The following is an 18671-nucleotide window of genomic DNA, read 5'->3' on the forward strand; positions in this document are numbered from 1 at the left end:
TCTTTGAATTAGCGGAACGATTAGTGGCACAAAAAGATTACGTAGGCCGCGGGCGTTCGACAGGGACGCGTCGCAAGAAAGGCAACAGCCGCAGCAAAAAGCGTAACGGCAGCGCCGGTATTTCTAAGGTGATGATCGGGCTGGCGGTTGCCGTACTGGTGACTTTCGTTGGCGGGCTGTGGTTTATCGCCCATCATAAAAAAGAAGAAACGCCGGTGATACCCGATCATAAAGCGACCGGCAACGGGCTGCCGCCTAAACCTGAAGAGCGCTGGCGCTATATTAAAGAGCTGGAAAATCGGCAGGTTACCGTGCCGGCGCCGAAAGAGCCCTCCGCAGGCGGCGAAATTAAATCGCAAACGCAGCTTACCGACGAGCAGCGTCAGCTGCTGGAACAGATGCAGGCGGATATGCGCCAGGAGCCGACCCAGCTGAACGAAGTGCCGTGGAACGAACAGACGCCGATACAGCGCCAGCAAACGCTACAGCGTCAACAGCAGCAACAGTTGCAGCAGCAACGCGCGCAACAGCAACAGGCGCAGCAACAGCGCGCCCAGCAGCAACACAGCCAGCCGGCGCAGCCGCGTACGCCGGCTGCCGCCCCGAAACCGCAGGAAAGCAGCCGCGCCAAACCGCAGGAAGCCGCTAAGGCCAGGGTGGAAAAAGAGAAATCCCAGCGCTGGATGGTGCAGTGCGGCTCTTTTAAAGGCAGCGAACAGGCGGAGTCGGTACGCGCCCAGCTGGCCTTCGAAGGTTTTGAAAGCCGCATTACCACCGGCGGCGGCTGGAATCGCGTCGTGATCGGCCCTTATAACAGCCGCGCCAGCGTCGATAATACCCTGAAGCGCCTGCGCAGCGCCGGCCACTCCAGCTGTATTCCTCTTGCTCTTGGGGGTTGAAACCCTCTAAAGCTGCCCCATATCTTGTTGCATTATGCTCCGCGCCACGCAGCGCGGAGCCTTTTTTCCACTGTAACAAGGGGTCTGCCCGTGACAACGATAGTAAGTGTACGACGCAACGGCCAGGTAGTGATTGGCGGTGATGGCCAGGCTACGCTCGGCAATACCGTAATGAAAGGCAACGTCAAGAAAGTGCGCCGTCTTTACAACGACAAGGTGATTGCGGGCTTTGCCGGCGGCACAGCGGATGCTTTCACTCTGTTTGAACTTTTCGAGCGCAAGCTGGAGATGCATCAGGGCCATCTGGTGAAAGCGGCGGTGGAACTGGCTAAAGACTGGCGTACCGACCGTATGCTGCGCAAGCTTGAAGCGCTGCTGGCGGTAGCGGATGAAAACGCCTCCCTGATTATTACCGGCAATGGCGATGTGATTCAGCCTGAAAACGATCTGATCGCTATCGGCTCCGGCGGCCCCTATGCGCAGGCCGCTGCCCGCGCGCTGCTGGAAAATACCGAGCTCAGCGCCCGCGACATTGCTGAAAAATCCCTGGGTATTGCAGGTGACATCTGCATCTACACCAACCACAATCTGACTATTGAAGAATTAGCCTCCAAAGCGTAAGGATCGAAATTATGTCTGAAATGACTCCGCGCGAGATTGTCAGCGAACTGAACAGATTTATCATCGGCCAGGATGGCGCCAAGCGTGCTGTGGCGATCGCCCTGCGCAACCGCTGGCGTCGTATGCAGCTGGATGAAGATCTGCGCCATGAGGTTACGCCGAAAAATATCCTGATGATTGGCCCTACCGGCGTCGGTAAAACCGAAATTGCCCGCCGCCTGGCCAAGCTGGCGAACGCCCCTTTTATCAAAGTCGAAGCGACCAAATTCACCGAAGTCGGCTACGTAGGTAAAGAAGTGGATTCCATCATCCGCGATCTGACCGATGCGGCAATGAAAATGGTGCGTATGCAGGCGATTGAGAAAAATCGCTATCGCGCTGAAGAGATGGCCGAAGAGCGCATTCTCGACGCGCTGATCCCGCCGGCAAAAAACAACTGGGGCCAGCCGGAGCAGAGCGCCGAGCCCTCCGCGGCGCGCCAGTCGTTCCGTAAAAAGCTGCGCGAAGGCCAGCTGGACGATAAAGAAATTGAAATCAACCTGGCCGCCGCGCCGATGGGCGTAGAAATCATGGCGCCTCCGGGCATGGAAGAGATGACCAGCCAGCTGCAGTCTATGTTTCAGAACCTGGGCGGGCAGAAACAGAAGCCGCGTAAGCTGAAGATTAAAGATGCGATGAAGCTGCTGATCGAAGAAGAGGCGGCGAAGCTGGTCAATCCGGAAGAGCTGAAGCAGGAAGCGATTGACGCCGTTGAACAGCACGGCATCGTATTTATCGATGAGATCGATAAAATCTGTAAGCGCGGCGAAACCTCCGGCCCGGACGTATCACGCGAAGGCGTACAGCGCGATCTGCTGCCGCTGGTGGAAGGCTGTACCGTCTCTACCAAGCACGGAATGGTGAAAACCGACCATATTCTGTTTATCGCCTCCGGCGCCTTCCAGGTGGCCAGCCCGTCCGATCTGATCCCGGAACTGCAGGGCCGTCTGCCGATCCGCGTCGAGCTGCAGGCGCTGACGGTAAATGATTTCGAGCGCATTCTGACCGAACCGAGCGCTTCGGTTACCGTTCAGTACCGGGCGCTGATGGCGACCGAGGGCGTGAGCATCAGCTTTACCGATGACGGTATCCGCCGCATCGCCGAAGCCGCCTGGCAGGTCAACGAAACTACGGAAAATATCGGCGCGCGTCGCCTGCATACGGTGCTGGAGCGCCTGATGGAGGATATCTCCTATGACGCCAGCGATCGCAACGGCGAAAGCATCACTATCGACGCCGACTACGTTTCCCAGCATCTGGATCAGCTGGTCGCCGACGAAGACCTGAGCCGCTTTATTTTGTAAGCGACATCACTACTGCGTTAAAGGAGGCTACGGCCTCCTTTTTTGTTGCTTTCTTCTCCCTTAACTCCGGCAACTTGACGAAGATTAAAGCGGTAGATAGCGCAGCGCCTTAGAATGCGCCTACTCCTTTTTAATTACACCCGCTGCGGGCAGGCTTATGGAACAGATTCAACGGATAACTTCCTTTCAATTCCGGGGCTGGCTGGAAAGCCTGCGCCCGCGTACGCTGCCGCTGGCATTCGCCTCGATCCTGACCGGTTCCGCGCTGGCGTGGTGGCAACATCATTTCAGCCTGACCATCGCCCTGCTTTGCTTCCTTACCAGCGGTCTGCTGCAGGTGCTTTCCAACCTGGCTAACGACTACGGCGATGCGCTGAAAGGCAGCGACGGCAGCGAGCGGCTTGGCCCGCTGCGCGGCATTCAGAAAGGGATCATTACGCTGCCGCAGCTGCGCAGAGGCATGATGCTGGTAGCCAGTCTGGCGCTGATCTGCGGCATCATGCTGATTAGTCAGGCCTGTCATACGCTGGGCGACGTGTTGAGCTTTCTGCTGCTGGGCGCGCTGGCCGTGGTTGCGGCTATTGCCTATACCGTGGGCAAAAAACCTTACGGCTACCTGGGGCTGGGCGATCTGTCCGTTTTAATCTTCTTTGGCTGGCTGGGCGTAGGCGGCAGCTTCTATCTGCAAAGCCACAACCTGCCGCCGCTGGTTCTGCTGCCGGCCACCGCCTGCGGCCTGCTGGCGGCGGCGGTGCTGAACATTAACAATCTGCGCGATATAGAAACGGATCGTCAGTGCGGGAAAATGACGCTGGCGGTACGGCTCGGCGCAGACCATGCGCGACGCTATCATGCGCTGCTGCTGGGCGGCGCGCTGCTGTGCTTCGCCGTTTTCGCCTGGTCCGGCCAGCAGGGCTGGGGACGCTGGCTGTTTTTGCTGGTCGTTCCGCTGCTGTGGCAACAGGGCCGCTATATCCTGCAGCAAAAGTCGCCCCAGGCGATGCGCCCGATGCTGGAGAAAACGGTAAAGGCGGCGCTTTTGACCAATATTCTGTTTGCGGTGGGCGTACTGCTCAGCTGATCGCCGGATTGCTGATATAACGCAATTTTTGCGCGGTTGATGATTTTGCCAACAACTCAGATAAAGCGATATACTTACCGCTCCTGTGGCAAACAGACGAAAATCCTATGAAATATGATACTTCCGAACTCTGCGACATCTATCACGAAGAAGTTAACGTGGTAGAACCACTCTTCTCCAACTTTGGGGGTCGCACCTCGTTTGGCGGCCAAATTACGACCGTAAAATGTTTCGAGGACAACGGCCTGTTATACGACCTGCTGGAAGAAAACGGCCGGGGACGTGTGCTGCTGGTCGATGGCGGCGGCTCGGTACGACGCGCGCTGGTTGATGCGGCGCTGGCGCAGCTGGCGGTGCAAAATGAATGGGAAGGCATCGTCGTCTATGGTTCCGTGCGCCAGGTAGACGATCTGGAAGAGCTGGATATCGGCATTCAGGCTATTGCCGCTATTCCGGCGGGCGCGGCGGGCGAAGGCATCGGCGAAAGCGATGTGCGGGTTAACTTCGGCGGCGTCACCTTCTTTTCCGGCGATCACCTTTACGCGGACAACACCGGCATCATCCTGTCAGAAGATCCGCTGGATATCGAATAACATCGCGCCGCGCCAAACGCGGCGGATGACCAATAAAGGATCACCACCTCCACAGGAGGTGGTTTAAAATTGATAACGAAAACGGGTGCCTGAAGGCACCCGTTTTTTATGGTTGATGAAAGCAGCATCCCCGAAGGATTACACCTCTTCCATCTTACCTAACAAAGCCCGCAGGCGTTCCTGCCACTGCACCTGTTCTTCTTTCAGCTGCTGATTTTCACGCACCAGCGCTTCGCTGTTGCCTGAGGCCTGCTGCACTTCATTCCTCAGCGTATTGTTCTGCTCTTTCAGCTCTTCAATTTCCATCTGCAGCAGGGTGATGGTATCAATCGCCTGCTGGACTTTCGCTTCCAGTTTCTCGAATACTTCAAATGACATTCTATGACTTCTCCTAATCGCAAGGCGTTGATGATGCCAGCCGCAGACGACGAGACATCACAAAACTCCGTTGAAAATGCTGATATACCGATTGTAAGTAGGCGCACAGCCCAAGTCCAGCGGCGAACCGTTGTGAAGCGCAGTATGTAACAATTTTCAGCTTATGCCGAGCGCTTAAACGCTATCTGAACGCGAATCTCAGATTATTTGCGCGTTGTTAAATAAAATGCGCACTGCGCAGCGCGCGCGACCGCTAAAAGAACCTTTACAGAAGGGTAAAAGACGCGAAAACGCGCATTTTTTTGATGGAGTACACAGAATTCAATTTCGCTATTTCTCGTTTATGAGCGTTAACGATAAATTCACACCAGCCATACATTTGTTTGGGTGGTTCAATGGAATGAAAACAACGATTGATAAAATTTAACCTCGCCTTCAGGAATTTCATTATGAGTCAGACAGCAACGAGCACACTTAAGGGCCAGTGCATTGCCGAATTCCTCGGAACCGGCATGATCATCTTCTTCGGCGCTGGCTGTGTTGCCGCGATGAAGCTGGCCGGCGCCGCTTTTGGCCAGTGGGAAATCTGTATTATCTGGGGCCTCGCGGTCTCAATGGCGGTCTATATGACGGCGGGCGTATCCGGCGCGCATCTTAACCCGGCGGTTACCCTCGCCCTTTGCCTGTTCGCCAATTTTGAAGGGCGCAAAGTCATCCCTTATATTATCGCCCAGGTAGCCGGCGCTTTTAGCGCCGCGGCGTTGGTTTACGGCCTCTACTATAATCTGTTCGTTGATTATGAAAGCGCTCATCAGATGGTGCGCGGCACGGCTGAAAGCCTGGACCTGGCGGGGGTTTTCTCTACCTATCCCAACCCGCATATTAGCGTAGGTCAGGCGTTTTTAGTGGAGCTGGTAATTACCGCCGTTCTGATGTCGGTAATCATGGCCCTGACCGACGACGGCAACGGCGTACCGCGCGGCCCGCTGGCGCCGCTGCTGATCGGCCTGCTGGTCGCTATTATCGGCGGCGCAATGGGGCCGCTTACCGGTTTCGCGCTCAATCCCGCGCGTGATTTCGGCCCGAAAATTTTCGCCTGGCTGGCAGGCTGGGGCAATGTCGCCTTTACCGGCGGACGCGATATTCCCTATTTTCTGGTGCCGATTTTCGGCCCGCTGGCAGGCGCCTGTCTGGGCGCGTGGGGCTATCGTTCGCTGATCTGTCGTCATCTGCCGTGCAACCTTAACGTCACGCAGAAAAGCGACGCCAGTAAGCCTGTTACCCGTGCTGAACAACCTAAAGCGTAACCCTGTTCAACTTTTGCTCATCAGGAAATCATTATGTCTGCAGATAAAAAATATATTGTTGCGCTCGACCAGGGTACAACCAGCTCCCGCGCCGTAGTGCTTGACCATGACGCCAATATCGTTGCGGTTTCCCAGCGCGAATTTACCCAGATCTACCCGAAAGCGGGCTGGGTTGAACACGATCCGTTAGACATCTGGGCTTCGCAAAGCTCCACGCTGGTAGAGGTGCTGGCACATGCGGATATTCGTTCCGACCAGATCGCCGCTATCGGCATCACCAACCAGCGCGAAACGGCGATTGTCTGGGATAAAGAGTCCGGCAAACCGATCTATAACGCTATCGTCTGGCAGGATCCACGCACCGCAGACTACTGTGAAAAGCTGAAAAAAAAGGGTCTGGAAGAGTATATCCAGCATACCACCGGCCTGGTTATTAACCCTTACTTCTCCGGCACCAAGGTAAAATGGATTCTCGATCATGTGGAAGGCGCGCGCGAACGCGCTAAACGCGGCGAGCTGCTGTTCGGCACCGTGGATACCTGGCTGGTGTGGAAAATGACGCAGGGCCGGGTACATATCACCGATCACACCAACGCCTCCCGCACCATGATGTACAATATTCACAAGCTGGAATGGGATCAGCGCATGCTGGATATCCTTGATATTCCGCGTGAAATGCTGCCTGAGGTGAAATCTTCCTCCGAGGTGTACGGGCAGACTAACATCGGCGGCAAAGGCGGCACCCGTATTCCGATCGCCGGTATCGCCGGCGACCAGCAGGCAGCGCTGTACGGCCAGCTGTGCGTACAGCCAGGCATGGCGAAAAATACCTACGGCACCGGCTGCTTTATGCTGATGAATACCGGCACCGAGGCGGTAACCTCTACTCACGGCCTGCTGACCACCATCGCCTGCGGCCCGCGCGGCGAAGTTAACTACGCGCTGGAAGGCGCGGTATTTATCGGCGGCGCATCGATCCAGTGGCTGCGCGATGAAATGAAGCTGATTAGCGATTCCGCTGACTCTGAATACTTTGCAATGAAGGTCAAAGATTCAAACGGCGTCTATATGGTGCCCGCCTTTACCGGTCTCGGCGCGCCCTACTGGGATCCCTATGCACGCGGCGCGCTGTTCGGCCTGACGCGCGGCGCCAATGCAAACCACATTATCCGCGCCACGCTGGAATCTATCGCTTATCAGACCCGTGACGTGCTGGAGGCGATGCAAAACGATGCCGATACCCGTCTGCAGTCGCTGCGCGTGGACGGCGGCGCGGTAGCCAACAATTTCCTGATGCAGTTCCAGGCCGATATTCTCGGCGCGCGCGTTGAGCGGCCGGAAGTGCGTGAAGTGACGGCGCTGGGCGCCGCCTATCTGGCCGGGCTGGCGGTGGGCTTCTGGCAGGATTTGGAAGAGGTGCGCGCTAAGGCGGTTATCGAGCGCGAATTCCGCCCCAGCATTGAAACCACCGAACGTAACTATCGCTACGCCGGCTGGAAAAAAGCCGTCGCCCGCGCCCAGGCGTGGGAAGATCACGAATCGTAATGCCTCAGGCCCGTACCGCCAGCCGGTGCGGGCATTTCTTCTCCGCCCTCCCCGCTGTGATACACTTTCGCCTCATTCGTTTTTGCAGAGGCTGAGATGAAACGAGAACTCGCCATTGAATTTTCCCGCGTGACCGAAGCGGCAGCGCTGGCTGGCTATAAGTGGCTGGGCCGCGGCGACAAAAACCAGGCTGACGGCGCGGCGGTCAACGCCATGCGCATTATGCTGAATAAAGTGGATATCGACGGACAGATCGTTATCGGAGAAGGTGAAATCGATGAGGCGCCGATGCTCTATATCGGCGAGAAGGTCGGCACCGGCAACGGCGATGCGGTAGATATCGCCGTCGATCCCATCGAAGGCACGCGGATGACCGCGATGGGCCAGGCAAATGCGCTGGCGGTGCTGGCGGTGGGCGATAAAGGCACGTTTCTGCACGCGCCCGATATGTATATGGAGAAGCTGATTGTCGGCCCCGCCGCCAAAGGCCATATCGATCTTGATTTGCCGCTGGAAACCAATCTGAAAAATATCGCGGCGGCGTCAGGCAAAACGCTTAACGAGCTGACGGTGACTATTCTGGCGAAGCCGCGCCACGACGCGGTGATTAAGCAGATGCAGCAGCTGGGCGTACGCATCTTCGCTATTCCCGACGGCGACGTCGCCGCCTCCATTCTGACCTGTATGCCGGACAGCGAAATCGATGTGCTGTACGGCATCGGCGGCGCGCCGGAAGGGGTAATCTCCGCGGCGGTAATTCGCGCGCTGGATGGCGATATGCAGGGGCGTCTGCTGCCTCGCCATCAGGTGAAAGGCGCAAGCGAAGAAAATCGTCGCCTCGGCGAACAGGAGCTGGCGCGCTGCCGGCAAATGGGCATCGACGCCAGCCAGCGGCTGACGCTGGAGATGATGGCGCGCAACGATAATGTCATCTTCGCCGCCACCGGCATTACCAGCGGCGATCTGCTGAAAGGCGTTACGCGTCAGGGTAATATCGCCACCAGCGAAACCCTGCTAATCCGCGGCAAATCACGCACCATTCGCCGCATCCAGTCAATTCACTATCTGGATCGTAAGGATACGGCGCTGCAGCAGTGGCTGCTGTAACGGCTAAACGGTCTGCGGCTGCGGATTTTTAGACAGCGGCCACCAGCATATCAGCATCAACAGGGTGGTCGCGCACATCAGCATGCCCAGACTAAACTGGCTGTCCTGCGGCAGCAGCGCCGACAGCCAGGCCGCCAGGCCAGAACCCAGATTCTGCAACCCGCCGATCAGCGCGCCGGCGGTGCCCGCCAGCCAGGCGTAGGGTTCCATCGCGCCGGAGGTCGCCAGCGGAAACATCATGCCGGCGCCGAAGAAAAACAGCGAGGCGGGCACCAGCAGCGTCCAGGTATTCATAATGCCGAACCACCCCGGCAGCCACATTAATAATGATGCCAGCAGGCAGCTGTTCACCGCATACCACATCAGCGTGTGAAAACTTTTATCATCGCGTCCGGCAAACCAGGCGCCGAAAAAGGCTGCCGGAATCGGCAGGATAAACAGAATGCTGATGGTCATCGCATCCAGCCCCAGCGCTCCGCCCATCAGCACGCCGCAGCTTGATTCATACAGCGCGATGCCCGCCAGCGCGCCGATCAGCATCAGCAGATAGCGAACAAAAATACTATCGCGCAGCAGCGGCCCATAGCGGGAGAACAGCGGACGCGTTTCGCTTTGCTGCGGGCGGGTTTCCGGCAGCCAGCGCGCTATAGCGCCGGTAACCAACAGGCACAGCAGCAGCATAAAAACAAAGCAGGCGTGCCAGCCGAATGTCTGGGTTAACAGCGCGCCAATCATCGGCGCTACCAGCGGGCTAAACAGAATGCCCATGTTCAGCAGGCTGTTCGCCCGGCGCAGCGCATGACCGGAATAGAGATCGCGCGGCATGGTGCGGGCCATGACGCCGCCGACGCCGGTGCCCAGCCCCTGTACCGCGCTGGCCGCTACCAGCCAGTTAATCGAGGGCGCCAGCAGCGCCCCAAGCGCGCCTGCCATAAAGATGCTCATCCCCGCCAGAATCACCGGGCGGCGGCCAATACTGTCCGACAGCGGCCCATAAAACAGCTGCGATCCGCCATAGGTCATCAAATAAGCGGCCATAACTCGCTGTATTACACCATCGCGCACGTTAAGGGATTCCGCAATCACAGACATCGCCGGGACATAAATGGTTTGCGCCATTTGCCCTACCGCCACCAGCACAATCAGCATCAGCAACAGATGCCCGTTTTCTAATCTTTTCATGACGACTCAGAAGAAAATTACAGGATGAAAACCCGCTATTCAGCGATTGCGCAGCTAATCAGCGGGTAAAAAAGGATTGATGGCGGGAAAAATATCAGGTTGTGCCGGAAAAGGAACGGCAGCGGCATAAAGTTATTTTGTCCGCGTGGCAGCAGAAATTGCCCTTCTTTGTAAAACTAACTATACGGGCGCACAAAGTGTCGCCGTTTTTTGTCGCTCAGAGCTTTCCGCCCGCGCACGGGCTGGAAAAAGCCGCCCGGAGTGGCGAAGATAGGCGCAAAGCTAACTGGATGGAGAAAGCTCAATGGCTGAATGGGTTAATGGCAATGTAGTCAACGTCACGCACTGGACGGAAAGTCTGTTCAGCATCAAGGTGAATGCGCCCGTTGCTCCTTTTACCGCCGGCCAGTTCGCCAAGCTGGCGCTGGAAATCAACGGTGAACGCGTTCAGCGCGCCTACTCCTATGTCAACGCCCCTGATAACCCCGATTTAGAGTTTTACCTGGTTAACGTGCCGGAAGGGAAGCTCAGCCCAAAGCTGCACGCGCTCCAGCCGGGCGATCAAATCATGGTGACGAAAGAGGCCGCCGGTTTTTTTGTGCTGGACGAGGTGCCGGAATGCGAGACGCTGTGGATGCTGGCGACCGGTACGGCTATCGGCCCCTATCTCTCAATTTTACAGCAGGGCGAAGGGCTGGCGCGTTTCCGTCATATCGTGCTGGTGCATGCGGCGCGTTACGCCGCCGATTTAAGCTATCTGCCGTTGATGCAGCAGCTGGCAGAGCGCTATCGGGGTCAGCTGCGCATTCAGACGGTGGTCAGCCGTGAGGAGGCGCCAGGCTCGCTAACCGGACGCGTTCCGGCGCTGATTGAAAACGGCAGCCTGGAACGCGCCGTCGGGCTGCCGATAGAGGCGCAGAGCAGCCATATTATGCTGTGCGGCAATCCGCAAATGGTGCGCGACACCCAGCAGCTGCTGAAAGATACGCGGGCGATGCAGAAACACCTTCGCCGCAAGCCGGGCCATATCACCAGCGAACACTATTGGTAGCCAATATCAGGCGCGGCGTTTGCGGAAAAAATCTACCCGCTGCGCCGCCTGGCCGAAACGGTTTTCGCCCGGCGATCCCTGCAGCACGCCCAGTTCGATCAGCATGATGACCAGAATAAGCGAGGGCGCAAAACGCCCCAGCGCCCACTGCCAGCCATCGCCCAATACATTCCAGTTTCCCGCCAGCAATACCCAGGCGAGGATTAGCAGCAGCGCCCAGTAGCCGCGATGATTGCGATCGTGCAGGCGCTTAACCAGCACCGCGCTGGCGGGCCACAGCAGGCACACCACGCAGAAAGCCGCCATTTGCGTATCAAGCAGGCCATTGCCGGCGAGGACGAACAGCGCCGTCATGGTTAACAGCCAGACTACCTGCCAAATCCAGAAGTCTCGTCGTCCCAGGCGACCGCGCCAGGAAAAACACCATTGCTGTAGCGTCATCTTTTCGTCCCGAGGAAAACTATAAATTGGCCGCCGCAGCTTTTGACTTTGGCGGGTAAAAACCGTTCTAATCTGGGCTGAGTTTACTGGACAGGGCAGAAAAAATGAAGAAAGCGCCAGGCACTTTGCTGACGCCAATCCTGATACTGGCTGCGTTACTATTCCAGGGCGGCATAGCGCGGGCCGATGAGGCGACGGCTCGTCAACAACCGCTCTCCACCGCTCCCTATCTTCTGCCGGGCGCGCCGACGTTCGACATGAGTATTGCGCAGTTTCGGGAAAAATATAACGCGGCGAACCCCACGCTGCCGCTCAGCGAATATCGGGCCATCGACAGCCGCCGCGATAAAAGCAACTTAACCCGCGCCGCCAGCAAAATTAGCGAAACGCTTTACGCCTCTACCGCGCTGGAGCCCGGCACCGGCAAGATAAAAACCTTGCAAATCACCTGGCTGCCGATTCCCGGTCCGGAAGAGCAGGCGGCGGAAGAGAAGGCTCGCGCCTATATGACCGCGCTGATGCGCTTCTTTTCTCCCACCCGATCGCCGGAAGAGTGCAGCAGGCGATTAGGCGAACTGCTAAGCAAGGGCAAAGGCGCGCGTTATTACGCGCAGACCGAGGGCGCGCTACGTTTTGTGGTAGCAGATAACGGCGAAAAAGGGCTAACCTTCGCCGTTGAACCGATTAAGCTTGCGCTATCGGAGCCGTAAGCGTCGCGGCAAAAATGACGAAAAACAAAGCCATTCAGGTTCAACATCTCTATACTGTCTGGCAGACAGCGCTGCCTGCAGGCAGTGTACTTTCCTGGTATTGCGTTACACGTGGAGGATATGATGCGACATCCGTTAGTTATGGGTAACTGGAAGCTGAACGGCAGCAAAAAAATGGTCAGCGAGCTGATCGATGGCCTGCGTAAAGAGCTGAGCGCCGTTCAGGGCTGTGGCGTCGCCATCGCCCCGCCGACGATCTATCTGGATCAGGCACAGCAGGCGCTGGGCGACAGCCAGATCGTACTGGGCGCTCAGAACGTTGACGTTAACCTGTCCGGCGCGTTTACCGGCGAAGTTTCTGCGGAAATGCTGAAAGATATCGGCGCGCGTTACATCATTATCGGCCATTCAGAACGCCGTACTTATCACAAAGAGAGCGATGAGTTTATTGCGAAAAAATTCGCCGTGCTGAAAGCTGCCGGTCTGACGCCGGTGCTCTGCATCGGTGAAACCGAAGCGGAAAACGAAGCGGGTAAAACCGAAGAAGTTTGCGCACGTCAGATCGACGCCGTGCTGGAAACGCAGGGCGCAGAAGCCTTTAACGGCGTGGTAATCGCCTACGAACCTGTCTGGGCCATCGGCACCGGCAAATCTGCTACCCCGGCGCAGGCGCAGGCGGTACATAAATTTATCCGTGACCATATCGCCAAAAAAGATGCGAAAGTGGCTGAGCAGGTCATTATTCAGTACGGCGGTTCCGTTAACGATAAAAACGCCGCTGAGCTGTTCGCCCAGCCGGACATCGACGGCGCGCTGGTTGGCGGCGCTTCACTGAAGGCTGACGCCTTCGCCGTTATCGTGAAGGCAGCTGCGGCGGCAAAAGCCTGATGATCTACGGGCGGCCCGGCGCCGCCCGTTGTTCTGTCGCCGCGTGCAGAATCGCACACCGATGATCCTGTAGCTCCTCCGCTGTCGCCCTGTTCAGCCTTACCCCGTCACGCTTAAGCGCCATCAGCGCCAGCCTGCCGTCCGGCAGCGCCGCCAGCGCCAGTCCATATTTCCCCATCTCCCTCTGCGCCTGCGGTACCTCATACGCCAGTCGCCTGAAGCCGCTTTGCTGCGTCAGCTCCGCCGCCGTCAGGGTACGCATCAGCCAGTCACGATCGCCCAACGGATAATGCCGCCAGCGCTTATCAAGCCGCCGCGCCAGCTGGTTTAGCTGTTGGCGAATATCGGAACGCAGGCAGGAGATGTGTATATGCAGCTGATTTTGCGTGCGGCCAAATTCCGAGTTAACGCTCAGCGCGATCGCGCTGTCAGGCAGCGCCGCGCCGTGGCGTAACGACAGCAGGCGGCGCTGCTGCCACGCCAGCGCTAAAAAGTCAGGCGTACTTTTTTTGAGCAGCGCCGGGCTTTCAATGCCGCTGATACGCGCCGTCGGCAGCAGCAGGTACTGTAGCGGACCGTTGCGATCTTTTAGCGTAACGAATCCCTGCGCGACGTCAACGCGCTCGCAGGGGGAAGGATTGTTCTGCTGCAGCTGACCGGGGATGCATTGCTGGCTGATAATCTGCCACAGCGCGTTGCCATTGTGATAAAAGCGCCAGAGTGCGAAAGCGAGCGTAAGCAGGAGGAGCAGAATAACAACCGCGACGTATTTTAGCGTGCGGGCAGTTCCAGGCATGAACAACTTCTCCGTATTTAACCGGTGACGATCCTCATCGGCCAGCGAGAACCGTCACGGTAGCAAAGACGGAGCCGCCGGCTTAGCGCTGCATAATCTTATCGTAGGTGCCGCCATCAGCGAAATGCGCTTTCTGCGCGGCGGTCCAGCCGCCAAATTTATCATCAATGGTGAACAGCTTCAGCGGCGTAAAGGTGCTGGCATATTTCTTCGCCACCTCAGCATCACGCGGACGATAGTAGTTTTGCGCAGCTATCGCCTGTCCCTCCGGCGAATAGAGGTAGTTAAGATAGTCGTTTGCAACGTTGCGCGTATTACGTTCATCCACCACGCGATCGACTACGGAAACCGTTGGCTCCGCCAGAATAGATTCACTCGGCGTAATAATCTCAAACTGATCTTTGCCCAGCTTGTTCACCGCCAGGTAAGCCTCGTTCTCCCATGCAATCAGCACGTCGCCAATACCACGCTCAACAAAGGTATTGGTAGCGCCGCGCGCGCCGGAATCCTGCACCTCGACATTTTTAAACAGCGCTTTGACGAATTCCTGCGCTTTCGCCTGGTCGCCGTGGTTCCGATCGAGCGCATAGCCCCAGGCAGCCAGATAGTTCCAGCGCGCGCCGCCGGAGGTTTTCGGGTTCGGCGTAATAACCGATACGCCCGGCTTCAGCAGATCTGGCCAGTCGTGAATCTGCTTCGGATTGCCTTTGCGCACCAGGAACACGATGGTGGAGGTGTAAGGCGCGGCGTTATGCGGCAGGCGCTTGATCCACGCTTTATCAATACGGCCGCGCGCGGCGATAGCATCAACGTCCGAAGCCAGCGCCAGGGTGACCACATCAGCGCGGATGCCGTTGATAACCGAGGTCGCCTGCTTGCCTGAGCCGCCATGCGACTGACGGATCACCACGTTATCGCCCGTTTCCTGCTTATAGTGGGTGCTGAACGCCTTGTTATACTGCTCATACAGCTCACGAGTTGGATCGTAAGAAACGTTCAGTAGCTGAATATCCTTCGCCAGTACGCTGGTTGACGCCAGTAAAACCGCCAGACCCACACTCCACTTATTCATTTTACGCTCTCCGAATGTTTATTAACGAAAGCGTGACATAAAGCGCGCGGCGTTTTAAAGAATTAAAAAATGGAGTTTATTACTTTATGGAATATAACAGGGGAGGAAAAAGGCGCTGACCATGCAGCGCCCTGAAGCCATCAGTAGAGTTTTTTCGCCGTTTCCAGCCAGTCGCCTTTGAACGGGCGCTTCATGTTTTCAATGGCGTCGATAATATCGTGGTGCACCATTTTCTCATTCTGGATACCAACGCAGCGTCCACCGTAGCCCTGTAGCAGCAGCTCAATCGCGTAGGCGCCCATGCGGGAAGCCAGAATACGGTCGTAGGCTACCGGCGCGCCGCCGCGCTGGATATGGCCCAGCACCGTCGCACGGGTTTCACGTTTGGTTTCTGACTCGATATATTTAGCCAGCTCATCGATATCGCAGATATGCTCGGTGATAGCGACGATTGCGTGTTTTTTACCTTTGGCGATGCCTGCTTTAATCTCGGCAACCAGCTCTTCACGGGTATAGGGGATTTCCGGCAGTACGATAAACTCACAGCCGCCGGCGATTGCCGCCGCCAGCGTCAGATCGCCGCAGTAGCGCCCCATGACTTCAACAATGGAGATACGCTGATGCGAAGAAGAGGTATCGCGCAGGCGGTCAATCGCCTCAACCACGGTTTCCAGCGCGGTAAAATAGCCGATGGTGTAATCAGTGCCGGCAACGTCGTTATCGATAGTGCCCGGCAGACCGATGCAGGGGAAACCCATTTCGGTCAGACGCTTCGCGCCCATATAGGAGCCGTCGCCGCCAATTACCACCAGCGCATCGATGCCGCGCTTTTTCATGTTCTCGATAGCAACTTTGCGCGTTTCTTCGTTACGGAATTCAGGAAAACGCGCGGAACCCAGGAAAGTACCGCCGCGGTTAATCATGTCGGAAACGCTATAGCGGTCCAGGTCGATCATGCGGTCTTCATACAAGCCGAGATAGCCATCATAAATGCCACATACTTCCAGACCTTCGCTCAGGGCAGAGCGCACTACGCCGCGAATTGCTGCGTTCATCCCTGGGGCGTCGCCGCCACTTGTCAGTACACCGATTTTCTTGATCATGGCTACCTCTGGACTCAATACTTGATGTGAATTCGTTACGCCGGGAGAGTTCGACGCCCGCTTAGTGCCCAATCTTACCGACTCATAATGGCAAATAGTATATCAAACCACTGTTGCTGAATTGATTCAGGTCAGACAATTTCTGGTAATCTTTACGCTAACAGGCGCGTAGTCGCCAACTATAGACAGATCGATATTATTTCACATTTCTGGTTATAAAAAACCCTGTGGCTCGGTTCTCGCTACCGAACAGGGATCCTGATGAATAATTACGTCAGAGCCGGGAAACTCCTTTAGCAGCGCCTGTTCAACCTGCTCGGCGATACGATGCGCCTGCAACAGGGGCAGATTATCATCAATCTCCAGGTGTACCTGAATAAAGCGGGTCGGCCCGGCCTGGCGGGTACGTAAGTCATGCGCGCCCTGGACGCCTGGCCAGGTGGTAACGATAGTGACAATGCGCTGCCGTTCCGCATCGGGCAGCGCCCGATCGAGCAGCGACTGTACGGCATCGTAGCCCATTCGCAGCGCGTTAAACAGAATCCATACGCCGATACCTAATGCAAACAGCGCATCGGCGCGAGCAAAGCCGTACCAGCTTAGCGCCAGCGCCAGTAAAATCGCCCCGTTCATTAATACATCTGACTGATAGTGCAGCATATCGGCGCGGATCGCCTGGCTGTGCGTTTTACGTACCACCCAGCGTTGAAAGGTTACCAACAGCAGGGTGGAAACCAGAGCGGCTAAGGTTACCACCATGCCGACCAGCGGCGCATGCAGCGTTTCAGGGCGCGCCAGGTGTTGCAGGCCAGTCAGAAACAGAAACAGCGCGGAGCCGGAAATAAACATACTTTGCGCCAGCGCCGCCAGCGACTCCGCCTTACCGTGGCCAAAGGTATGGCTGGCATCAGGCGGCTGCAGTGAATAGCGCACCACCAGCAGATTGGTTAATGAGGCGGCGATATCCACCAGCGAATCCACCAACGCCGCCAGCAGGCTAACCGATCCGGTATACCACCAGGCAAAAATCTTAATCAGCAACAGCAGCGACGCCAGCACCGTCGCCGCCAGCGCAGCACGGTTAACCAGCCGCGCATAGGAATCTGTCATGCGCACTCCACGAAAGATAAAAGCTAAGTATAAGAGCAATATGGCAAAACAGAGACCGTTATGCGCACCGGCACAGGATCAATGCTTCTGCCGTACAGAAGAAAAATAGCGGCGTAGCGTACCGTTTTCCAGCGCCACGCCCGGATGACTTTTCGCCGCGAAGTTTACTTAAGGCAGCGATGGCGCACTTTAATCCGCATCAGTTTATATCTTTCAGGGGATCGGCGCCGGCGTTACGCAGCAGGTCGATAAGGACAAAATAACAGCGTTCGCAAAACTCATTATCCGTCGCCGTTAAACGCGCTATCAGGCTTCGCTTACTACCGCATTCCGCACAATATTTTTTTGCAAGTCCCGGCCTTTTTTTCATCACATCCCTGTTCGTCTTTACGCTATGCAAGCTATTGCCTCTGCCGGCTGATTTTGTGAAATATCGTTCTGTTGGTCAGACTCGTCGCTGAACAATGCCTGTATCGCCAGAAGAACCGACTGAACCTTAATATCCTCTACGCGCTTCCCTTCATGTAAAATAATATGTTTCACACCCAGCGGGTGCCAGCGTAGATACTTTTCTGGCCGCGACTCAAACAGAGCGACAACCGGAATTTGTAACGCGGAGGCGAAATGTACAGGCGCGCTGTCTGCGGAAACCACGCAGTCAAGCTGCGTCATCGCGGCTAAAAGTTCAGGAACGGTCGGCGTGGATATTCGCTGCGCGCTGGAGCCATCCCGCCAGCCGACAGGAAAATGCTCCTGCGGAGAATGAAAAATCAGCAGTTCATAATCTCCGGCCAGTTTATCTGTCAGCGCCTGCCATTTATCCCATGCCCATCGACGCGCGGCATTGTTATTGGAGATGAAAAAACCGATGCGCGGCTTTGTCTTATCTTTAAAACGCTGGCGCCAGGCTGAAATAAGCTCCGCGCGTGGCTGGAGGTACAGGCGCAGCTGGCTAATATCGGGCACTCCCAGCTCAGGTAAAAGCTTAAAACCGGAAAGCGCTTCATGATCCATTGGGCGGGTAGCCACATGCTCCTGCAATCGATCATCAAATTCCGTATCGGCGTTATGCCAGCGGCAGTCAGCAACATTTAACCATTTAGCAAAGCCTATGGCATTTTTATTCATCCCGCCATTAGGAATAATCAGTAAATCAAATTTATATTTTCTCAGACTAACAATCAATTTTGCCCGATCGATAAGATAATGAAGGAAGCCGGGGCGAATATTTTTCTGAAAGTTTTTAGAGTAAACGTAATAGTGGATTTTATTAATATCTTTGCTGTTTTCAAGTACGGCGGCGTTATACTTATTCGCCAGAACGTGTATTTCCGCATGGGGCCAGCGAACCCGCAAAGCGTGGAGCAATGGCGTGGTGCAAACCATATCGCCCAAAAAATCGATACGTATAACTAAAATTTTATTTACTACACCCTTATCCATT

Annotated in this window: 19 protein-coding genes; 11 read left to right on the forward strand and 8 right to left on the reverse strand. The window is 56.3% G+C overall.

Annotated elements, in window-relative coordinates; genetic code table 11:
- Positions 1-23 precede the first annotated feature (23 nt).
- The 5 genes from ftsN (at position 24) to rraA (ending at position 4537) form a co-directional block, all read left to right on the forward strand.
- The gene (gene ftsN, locus FKM52_RS17875; RefSeq protein ID WP_141177513.1) at positions 24-899 is read left to right on the forward strand and encodes a cell division protein FtsN; all 876 of its coding nucleotides are present in this window, start codon (positions 24-26) and stop codon (positions 897-899) included.
- Between the two features lie 90 nt (positions 900-989).
- A complete protein-coding gene (hslV, locus tag FKM52_RS17880; RefSeq protein WP_141177514.1) occupies positions 990-1520 on the forward strand; it encodes an ATP-dependent protease subunit HslV in 531 nt (176 codons plus the stop codon).
- An 11-nt stretch (positions 1521-1531) separates the two neighbouring features.
- Entirely contained in the window at positions 1532-2863 is a 1332-nt protein-coding gene (hslU, locus tag FKM52_RS17885; protein ID WP_141177515.1) for an ATP-dependent protease ATPase subunit HslU, read from the forward strand.
- A 157-nt stretch (positions 2864-3020) separates the two neighbouring features.
- Positions 3021-3944, forward strand: coding sequence for a 1,4-dihydroxy-2-naphthoate polyprenyltransferase (locus FKM52_RS17890; protein ID WP_141177516.1), 924 nt, complete (start codon positions 3021-3023; stop codon positions 3942-3944).
- Positions 3945-4051: 107 nt separating this feature from the next.
- A complete protein-coding gene (rraA, locus tag FKM52_RS17895) occupies positions 4052-4537 on the forward strand; it encodes a ribonuclease E activity regulator RraA (protein WP_141177517.1) in 486 nt (161 codons plus the stop codon).
- A gap of 138 nt (positions 4538-4675) precedes the next feature.
- Here the strand turns inward: rraA and zapB are convergent, their stop codons facing one another.
- Positions 4676-4915 carry a cell division protein ZapB gene (gene zapB, locus FKM52_RS17900; RefSeq protein ID WP_141177518.1) on the reverse strand — a complete coding sequence of 80 codons (240 nt, stop codon included), beginning with the start codon at positions 4913-4915 and terminating at the stop codon, positions 4676-4678.
- 449 nt (positions 4916-5364) lie between these two features.
- Between zapB and FKM52_RS17905 the strand changes: the two genes are divergently transcribed.
- The 3 genes from FKM52_RS17905 (at position 5365) to glpX (ending at position 8874) form a co-directional block, all read left to right on the forward strand.
- Positions 5365-6222, forward strand: coding sequence for an MIP/aquaporin family protein (locus FKM52_RS17905; protein ID WP_141177519.1), 858 nt, complete (start codon positions 5365-5367; stop codon positions 6220-6222).
- Positions 6223-6252: 30 nt separating this feature from the next.
- Positions 6253-7767: a glycerol kinase GlpK gene (glpK, locus tag FKM52_RS17910; RefSeq protein WP_141177520.1), complete on the forward strand. Its 1515-nt coding sequence runs from the start codon at positions 6253-6255 to the stop codon at positions 7765-7767.
- A 96-nt stretch (positions 7768-7863) separates the two neighbouring features.
- Positions 7864-8874: a class II fructose-bisphosphatase gene (glpX, locus tag FKM52_RS17915; RefSeq protein ID WP_141177521.1), complete on the forward strand. Its 1011-nt coding sequence runs from the start codon at positions 7864-7866 to the stop codon at positions 8872-8874.
- A gap of 3 nt (positions 8875-8877) precedes the next feature.
- Here the strand turns inward: glpX and emrD are convergent, their stop codons facing one another.
- The gene (gene emrD, locus FKM52_RS17920; protein WP_141177522.1) at positions 8878-10056 is read right to left on the reverse strand and encodes a multidrug efflux MFS transporter EmrD; all 1179 of its coding nucleotides are present in this window, start codon (positions 10054-10056) and stop codon (positions 8878-8880) included.
- 304 nt (positions 10057-10360) lie between these two features.
- Between emrD and fpr the strand changes: the two genes are divergently transcribed.
- A complete protein-coding gene (gene fpr / locus FKM52_RS17925; protein WP_141177523.1) occupies positions 10361-11107 on the forward strand; it encodes a ferredoxin--NADP(+) reductase in 747 nt (248 codons plus the stop codon).
- 6 nt (positions 11108-11113) lie between these two features.
- On the opposite strand, the gene FKM52_RS17930 is transcribed toward fpr, so the two are convergent.
- Entirely contained in the window at positions 11114-11548 is a 435-nt protein-coding gene (locus FKM52_RS17930; protein WP_141177524.1) for a DUF805 domain-containing protein, read from the reverse strand.
- Positions 11549-11652: 104 nt separating this feature from the next.
- Here FKM52_RS17930 and FKM52_RS17935 point away from each other — a divergent pair, with 104 nt between their 5' ends.
- A complete protein-coding gene (locus tag FKM52_RS17935) occupies positions 11653-12258 on the forward strand; it encodes a DUF1454 family protein (protein WP_141177525.1) in 606 nt (201 codons plus the stop codon).
- Positions 12259-12381: 123 nt separating this feature from the next.
- Entirely contained in the window at positions 12382-13146 is a 765-nt protein-coding gene (tpiA, locus tag FKM52_RS17940; protein WP_141177526.1) for a triose-phosphate isomerase, read from the forward strand.
- Between the two features lie 4 nt (positions 13147-13150).
- Here the strand turns inward: tpiA and FKM52_RS17945 are convergent, their stop codons facing one another.
- The 5 genes from FKM52_RS17945 to FKM52_RS17965 form a co-directional block, all read right to left on the reverse strand.
- Positions 13151-13942 carry a CDP-diacylglycerol diphosphatase gene (locus FKM52_RS17945; protein ID WP_141177527.1) on the reverse strand — a complete coding sequence of 264 codons (792 nt, stop codon included), beginning with the start codon at positions 13940-13942 and terminating at the stop codon, positions 13151-13153.
- A gap of 82 nt (positions 13943-14024) precedes the next feature.
- Complete coding sequence (locus tag FKM52_RS17950) at positions 14025-15014, reverse strand: sulfate ABC transporter substrate-binding protein (protein WP_141177528.1); 990 nt, start codon at positions 15012-15014, stop codon at positions 14025-14027.
- Between the two features lie 140 nt (positions 15015-15154).
- Positions 15155-16117, reverse strand: a complete 963-nt coding sequence (gene pfkA / locus FKM52_RS17955; RefSeq protein WP_141177529.1) for a 6-phosphofructokinase — start codon at positions 16115-16117, stop codon at positions 15155-15157.
- Positions 16118-16330: 213 nt separating this feature from the next.
- Positions 16331-17227 carry a CDF family cation-efflux transporter FieF gene (gene fieF, locus FKM52_RS17960; RefSeq protein WP_141177530.1) on the reverse strand — a complete coding sequence of 299 codons (897 nt, stop codon included), beginning with the start codon at positions 17225-17227 and terminating at the stop codon, positions 16331-16333.
- Between the two features lie 387 nt (positions 17228-17614).
- On the reverse strand, positions 17615-18670 hold the full coding sequence (locus FKM52_RS17965) for a glycosyltransferase family 9 protein (RefSeq protein WP_141177531.1): 1056 nt from the start codon (positions 18668-18670) through the stop codon (positions 17615-17617).
- Position 18671 lies beyond the last annotated feature (1 nt).

The sequence above is a fragment of the Mixta tenebrionis genome (assembly GCF_006517625.1).
GTDB lineage: Bacteria > Pseudomonadota > Gammaproteobacteria > Enterobacterales > Enterobacteriaceae > Mixta > Mixta tenebrionis.